This is a genomic window from Rhodococcus sp. C26F (assembly GCF_053345925.1).
On the sequence record NZ_JBKFBA010000008.1, the window covers coordinates 139,550 to 145,898 of the forward strand.

General features: G+C 66.8%; 8 protein-coding genes and 1 pseudogene. 1 reads left to right on the forward strand and 8 read right to left on the reverse strand.

Translation table 11 applies throughout. The features are described 5' to 3' along the window. Positions 1-15: 15 nt before the first annotated feature. Together ACLBYD_RS12240 and ACLBYD_RS12245 are read right to left on the reverse strand one after the other, a co-directional pair. Positions 16-228 (reverse strand): TetR/AcrR family transcriptional regulator, encoded by a 213-nt coding sequence (locus ACLBYD_RS12240; RefSeq protein WP_447816633.1) that lies wholly within the window; start codon positions 226-228, stop codon positions 16-18. Beyond that, positions 185-1,225 carry an NADP-dependent oxidoreductase gene (locus tag ACLBYD_RS12245; RefSeq protein ID WP_447816634.1) on the reverse strand — a complete coding sequence of 347 codons (1,041 nt, stop codon included), beginning with the start codon at positions 1,223-1,225 and terminating at the stop codon, positions 185-187. The genes ACLBYD_RS12240 and ACLBYD_RS12245 overlap by 44 nt, the downstream gene beginning before the upstream one ends. A 183-nt stretch (positions 1,226-1,408) precedes the next feature. On the opposite strand from ACLBYD_RS12245, the gene ACLBYD_RS12250 reads away from it, so the two are divergent. Beyond that, positions 1,409-2,098: a TetR/AcrR family transcriptional regulator gene (locus ACLBYD_RS12250; protein WP_447816635.1), complete on the forward strand. Its 690-nt coding sequence runs from the start codon at positions 1,409-1,411 to the stop codon at positions 2,096-2,098. A gap of 29 nt (positions 2,099-2,127) precedes the next feature. Here ACLBYD_RS12250 and ACLBYD_RS12255 read toward each other — a convergent pair whose 3' ends face one another. The 6 genes and pseudogenes from ACLBYD_RS12255 to ACLBYD_RS12280 all read right to left on the reverse strand — a co-directional run bounded on the left by ACLBYD_RS12255 (position 2,128) and on the right by ACLBYD_RS12280 (position 6,137). Beyond that, positions 2,128-2,421: a hypothetical protein gene (locus ACLBYD_RS12255; protein ID WP_447816636.1), complete on the reverse strand. Its 294-nt coding sequence runs from the start codon at positions 2,419-2,421 to the stop codon at positions 2,128-2,130. Positions 2,422-2,525: 104 nt separating this feature from the next. Then, positions 2,526-3,062 (reverse strand): RNA polymerase sigma factor, encoded by a 537-nt coding sequence (locus ACLBYD_RS12260; RefSeq protein WP_447816637.1) that lies wholly within the window; start codon positions 3,060-3,062, stop codon positions 2,526-2,528. 192 nt (positions 3,063-3,254) lie between these two features. Beyond that, a complete protein-coding gene (locus tag ACLBYD_RS12265; protein ID WP_447816638.1) occupies positions 3,255-3,590 on the reverse strand; it encodes a DUF7373 family lipoprotein in 336 nt (111 codons plus the stop codon). A 43-nt stretch (positions 3,591-3,633) separates the two neighbouring features. After that, a pseudogene (locus tag ACLBYD_RS12270) lies at positions 3,634-4,227 on the reverse strand (DUF7373 family lipoprotein); the annotation flags it as partial. Between the two features lie 48 nt (positions 4,228-4,275). Continuing rightward, positions 4,276-4,407: a putative transporter small subunit gene (locus ACLBYD_RS12275; protein ID WP_447816639.1), complete on the reverse strand. Its 132-nt coding sequence runs from the start codon at positions 4,405-4,407 to the stop codon at positions 4,276-4,278. After that, positions 4,404-6,137, reverse strand: a complete 1,734-nt coding sequence (locus tag ACLBYD_RS12280) for a sodium:solute symporter family protein (protein WP_447816640.1) — start codon at positions 6,135-6,137, stop codon at positions 4,404-4,406. Before ACLBYD_RS12280 ends, ACLBYD_RS12275 begins: the two co-directional genes overlap by 4 nt. Positions 6,138-6,349: the final 212 nt, after the last annotated feature.

The window sequence follows — 6,349 nt, forward strand, 5'->3', positions numbered from 1 at the left end:
CGGCCGCCGGGCCGTTCACCCGGTACAGTCCGCCGGTCGCCAGTGCTCCCACGATCGAGATGTGCAGTCGATCGGCGAGACAATCGCTGTGGGGCCCACTCCGGCGCGGCGGACGACCTCGTCGACCCCCACTGTGCGAACACCGTTGGCGTAGAAGAGCTCTGCTGCGATGTCGACCAGCTTCTCACGCAGGGCCTCGCCGCGTACCTGCTTGGCCGCTTCGCTCACACTGTCCCTCCCGGTCGCCCACCACTATCGCCGCTTTGCCGAAGCCGAGGCGGTTCGTCACCCAGGCCTGGGCCTCGACCGCACGATACAGATCGAACCGCGCGCCGACGACGACCCGGATGCGTCCCGTGTCGACGAGACCGGCGATCGCCGTGAGTGCTACGGGATCCGGCTCGACGAGGCACGCGACCGCCCGGATACCGCGTGCCTCGGCCGCCGCCCGGTACTGCGGGATCGACCACGCGATCGCCAACGCTACGGTCCCGCCCGGTGCGACCAGATCGAAGAGCGAGCCACCGAAATCACCGCCGACCAGATCGAGTGCTGCATCGACCTTCCCGATGGCGGCGACGGCAGGACGGTCGATGTAGTCCACGCACGACCGGGCGCCCAGTTCGTACAGGGCGGCGTGGTCGTGGGGACGCGCAAGTGCGACGACCGTCGCGCCGCGTGCGACCGCGATCTGCACGGCGAGGTGTCCGACCCCACCCGAAGCGCCGCTGATCAGGACACGACATCCGCTGTCCACTCCGGATCCACTGCCCACTCCGGCCGCGTCGAGCATCTGCCACGCGGTCGGCGCCGCCATCGGAAGGCACGCCGCCTCCGCGAACGAGACCGACGCGGGCAGCGGCACCAGTTGGTAGGCGGGCACGGTCGTGTACTGCGCGTACGTTCCGGCGGGGTAGGGGAACCGGGCCGGACCGAATACCCGGTCCCCGACCTCGAACCGCGTGACGCCGTACCCGATGGCGTCGACGACGCCGGCGACATCCCATCCGGGCACGAAGGGGAGTCGCATCGATTGTTCGTAGCCGGCATTGCGCCCGGTGTACATGTCGATCGGGTTGACGCTCGTCGCCTCGACAGCGATACGGGCCTCTCCGGCAGCGGGTTCGGGACGCGGAACGTCGACGATCCCGAGGGGAGACCCCCACTGTTCGTGGCGGGCGGCCGGCATGGTGCCGGTACCGGGTCTGCGTGCGCCGACGATCATGATTCGCCTCCGTGGTGGGAATCGATATCGAGGCAGATCTGTCTCTTTTATCCCCGACGGACGGAGGGGCATGTCAACAGGGCATTGCTGGGGGTGGCTCGGCGACTTGCCGTTCCCGAGAGGCACACCTATAGTTCCTTAAGTTATGGGGACTAACTTAAGGCGATCGGAGGGGCGAACGGGGTGGCCGGCGTCCGCAGGCGTGCACGCAAGATCGACGTGGAGGACATCATCCGCGTCGGTCGGGCGATCGGGCTGCGACAGTTGAGCCTCAACGCCGTCGCCGCCGAACTCGACGTCTCCACGGCGGCGCTGTACCGCCACGTGGACGGCCGCTGGGGACTCGAACTCGTCGTGGGGGAGAGCCTGCTCAGCGATCTCGTTCTGCGCGACGATCCGGCGCACGACATCGAACAGCACCTGCTGTCGTTCGGTCTGCAGCTACGCGCGTTCGTCCTGGCCCATGCGGGCCTGGGAACCTACATGCAGACGCTCTTCCCGCGTGGGGAAGCGGGACAGCGTCTGATGGTGAGCGAGGTCGAAGCTCTCGTGCGCCGCGGGTACACCCCCGACGTCGCTGTCGCTCTGGCCAGTGCGGTGGCGAGCACCGCGATCAACTTCGCGGTGGCCGAGGAAGCGCAACTCGAGCGGATCTCGGGGCTCCAGCAGCAACGCGACGACGTCGCCGAACGGCTGAGCGCCGACGAACGCCTGGGTGAGGCTCATCGCGACCTTCCGGAGTTCGACCACGAGGGGTTCTCGACGATGGTCCTCACAGCGACGATCCGAGGTCTGCTGGCGGTCGGTCCGGTGGGGCGACCACTGCACGAGGTGGTCGTCGACCTCGGATCGACAGGGATGGGGCTGCAATGATTCAGGCCGAATCTCGGCAGGACGTACGATCAGAAGTCGGGATCGTTTGTGTCGACGATGAATTCCGGTTCAGGCGGATCAGCGAGGTCGAGATCGCCGAGGTACTCGATCGGCAGGTCGTCGATGACGGGGTGCTCGATATCGTCCTCATCGATTCCCTCGACAGGAACCAGTTCGGTTCCGATGCGAGGGGTGAGGGGATCGGTGGCGATATCGAGCACCCGACACCAGACGCCCTCGGGCAGGTCGGGTATCCGGTCCATCAGGTCGAGACCTAGCGATTCCCCCAACGAGGGCAACGGATTCGGTTCGCTTGGCGTCACTGCTCATCCTTCCGGGTTTCTCCGGCCGTTCGGTGCCCTCCGTGCCGGCCACCCCGATCGTCGTTGCCGGATCGATATGGGGCCGAACGCCGGTCGGAGACGACTCATTCTGCGCCGAGCAGTGCCGGACTCGGCAGATCGACGAGTTGCGTACGGGCACGCCTGATCCGGCTCTTCACCGTCTGCACGCCCACACCTTGGTGTTCTGTGATCTCGGCGTAACCGAGTTGTGCATACTCGCGCAGCACGATAGCGACCCGAAACTGTTCGGGGAGAAGGAAAAGGGCTCGACGGACCGCATCACCGTCGACCACGCTGTCGGCGAGAAGCGTTTCCCCGACTGCGTATTCGTCCCCGACCCGTTCGCCGAGGACCTCGCCACGTCGCCTGCGCACGACGGCGAGCGCCGCATTGCTCGCGATGCGATACAGCCATGTTCCGAATGCTGCTGTGCCACGGAACTTGTCGAGGTTCTTCCACGCCGCGATCAGTGCATCCTGCAGTGCGTCCTCGGCGTCGTGCCGGTTTCCTGTGATCTGCACGCAGACCGCCCATACACGTTCGCGTGACGGTGCGACGAGTTCGGCGAATGCTGCCCGATCGCCTGCCCGGCACCGCTCGATCAACTCGGCGTCGTTCATCGATCCCCCTCACCATACCGAGCAGTCACATTGTCCCGCATGCGCATTCGGGTATCTGCTCGATGGGCGGGGGAGTTACGAATATACCGTGGTTCGAAGTGGTCGACGCCGTCGGGGGCAGCGTCGACCACCCGTCGACAATACCGCGAGATCAGTTCTCGCCCGAGCCCATCTCCTCGGATCGGACGAATTTCACGTACTGGGTGGCCATCCGCTGTGACATCGTACGAAGCGAGTCGTTCGCGGGATCCTCGTTCCCCACCGGCCGCAACCCCGAGAGCCCGCCATGTACCGCCCGTGGACCATCAGGCACACACTCGCCCGCCCCTGCGCCACATCACCCGACCAGCAGCGTGTGCCGGGGATGTTCTGCGGAACCGTCTCGTCCTCGACGAGGTCCGGATACATCTCCCGGGTCGTCTCGACGAAGTCGTCCCGCAGGAGCTCCGCCTCTGCGGGACCGGCCGTGCGGTAGACGTTCGACGCGGCCTTGGCGATCCGATCGGTTCCGGTGACCTGAGGGATCACTGGCGAGCGGCGTCGTCCTGTCGACCTGCTCGAAGTCGTGCACGACCTGCGCGGCCTGCGCGGCGTCGTCGGGAGTCGGGAACCGCGCCACCGCGACCTGCAGCATTCCCGACTCGTCCTCGGTGCTGCGGGAGGTCCGGAATCCCGTGATCATCCCGAAGGGTTCGAGGAGATCGCCGGCACCGTCCGCCAGGATCCTGTCGGTGGAGACCGAGACACCGGTACTCGCTCCTCCCGTCGTCAGCGTCGGATCGATGTCGTGGGGGTGGACGACGAACTCGGCCATCCGGTGTCCCTCGATCACCGGCCCGGCTCCACCGGCCGCGAAGTTCTCCCCGACGAAGTCGCGCGGTTCGACCCGATACTCTCCGGTGTCCAACGACGCGATGTCGATTCCTTCGGTGCTCTCCTGTTCGGGAGAGGTTGCGGGTTCGGTCCCGCTTCCGGCGACGGACGTGTCGGAACCGCACCCGGCGACCGCCAGGATGGTTGCCGTCGCGACCGCCAGGACGGCGCGCGTGGCACGATAGGTGACGCGGATTGGAGAGCGCGGACCGCAGGAATGTGCCCGCCCCGTCGGATCTGTGACGCCATTCACAACTGTTCGGTGGGAACGTGCCGAACGCCCTGATCTCACGAACTCGGCGCCCGGGNCGGGCGCCGGAAGGAAATTCCGCGGGGAGGGTCAGATCAGATCTTCGCCGTTCCGTCGGGCCTGCAGCCACTCCTTGAAGAACCCGCGGCACAGCACCGCCAGTACACCGGCGACGAGTATGGGCCAGATCAGGACGTAGATGGTCAGTGCGAGCGTGCTCATCGGTTCTCCTTCTCCGGAGTGGTTGCCGCGGGGTCCTTCTCGGACGCGGGGGCGTTCCCGGGCGCAACGTCGTTCTCGGGCGCGGTGTCGTCCACCACGTCGAAGTCACCGACACGCTGCGCGATGACCTCGAAGTCGAAGTCCTCGTCGGAGTTCACGGACATCGCCCAACAGACGACCGTGCTGACGGCGTAGGCGACGAGCGAGGCGCTGAGCACGGCGTAGTCGTGGACCGAGCCGAGCGCGAAGGGCGCCACGACCACCGCGGCGACGACACCGACGACGCGTGCGGCCCGGAGTCCGAAGAAGCCGAACGCCATCAGGCCCGCGATCACGCCGACACCGATCACCGACGCGATGTCCACCGTCCAGGCGATCACCCCGTCCATGGGGAACCATCCGAAACGCACCGGCAGGAACGCCGCCAGGGCGACGAGCACCGACGTCGTGAACGCCTTGTTGGTGACCTTGTGCCAGTAGAAGCTCGCGATGACGGGGAAGACCAGCGCACCCCACAGCGCGCCGACGAACACGAGCAGGTCGAGGATGCTCAACCTCATGCTCGCGAACGCCACGGCGGCGGCGGTCGCGACGACCATCGTGGCGCGCCCGATGAACAGCATCCGCTTGGGATCGGCGTTGCGGGTGCCGCCGGCGATGTTCTGGCCGTAGATGTCGGCCATGACGATCGACGACAGCGCCGACAGGTCGGAATCGGCCGTGGACGACAGCGCGCCGATGATCATGACGAAGAACACGACGACCAGTGCCGTGGGCAGGAACGACGCCACCATCTGCGGCACGATGTTGTTGACGTCGCCGCCCATCGGGTCGACGCCCAGGTACAGCGCGAGCACACCGAACATGCCCACGCCGATGACGGTCGCGCCGTACCCGATCGTCGCGGTGACGAAGGTCGGCTTGATGAGATCCTCGCGCACCGCGAACAGGCGCTGCGCGATCGTCTGGTTGCCGATGGCATACGCGAGCACGGCCGCGATGTACGGCGCGCCCTGGTTCAGGAAGGCGTCGCTCGAGAAGAAGTCGCCCTGCTGGTCCGTGAGGTTCGCGGACCCACTGTCGAACGCGTCGGGGAAGCCGGTGATGAAGAAGACCGCCGGGATGATGACGACGACCGCACCGAGCATCGCCACGACCTGCACGAAGTCGGTGAGCACGGACGCGCGGAAGCCGGACCACAGGGTGTAGAGCAGCACACCGGCTGCGATGAAGACGACGCCCTGGACGAAGCCGAACGGCGAGATCAGCGAGATGAGCACACCGCCGGCGATGAAGTTGGACATCAGGCTGATCAGGCTGCCGACGAGGTTCGAGCCGGCCAGCATGAGCTGGCTCGACCGTCCGTGCCGGGCGAACATGACCTCGGCGAGGGTGTGCGCCTTCGGCGCGACCGCGCGGATCCGCTTGCCGAAGGGGTAGATGAACAGGATCATCAGCGCGCCCCACAGCCCGTAGTGGATGGGGCCGGAGATGCCGTAGGTGTATCCGGAAGTCGCCGAGGCGTACAGCGAGGACGCCCAGATCCAGGTGGCGGTCATGCTGGCCGCCGACACCCCGAAACCGACCTTGTTGCCGGCGGTCATGTAGCCGTCGGCGTTCTCGTCCTTCTTCCCGATCCGGGCGGAGATGAGAAGCGTTCCACCATAGAAGATTACGAGCAGGACAACGATCGTCGCGGCGCTGAACCGAACGAGCTCGGTGCCGTTCACTGCGACCTCCTTCGTCTTCGCGTCACGTCCGCGGCGATCGGAGCGCAGCGGAACCCAGGGCGCGCTGTGCGCGTCCTGTCTGTCGGTTCCGCTTCGGTGTCGGTCCGATCCACCGCCGGACGGTGGGCATGCGTCGAGCGCCCGATCGGCCACGGGCCGGCGGGCGCGGCATACCGCTCCAGCAGGGCACGCCCGGATCCGGGCGTGTGCCG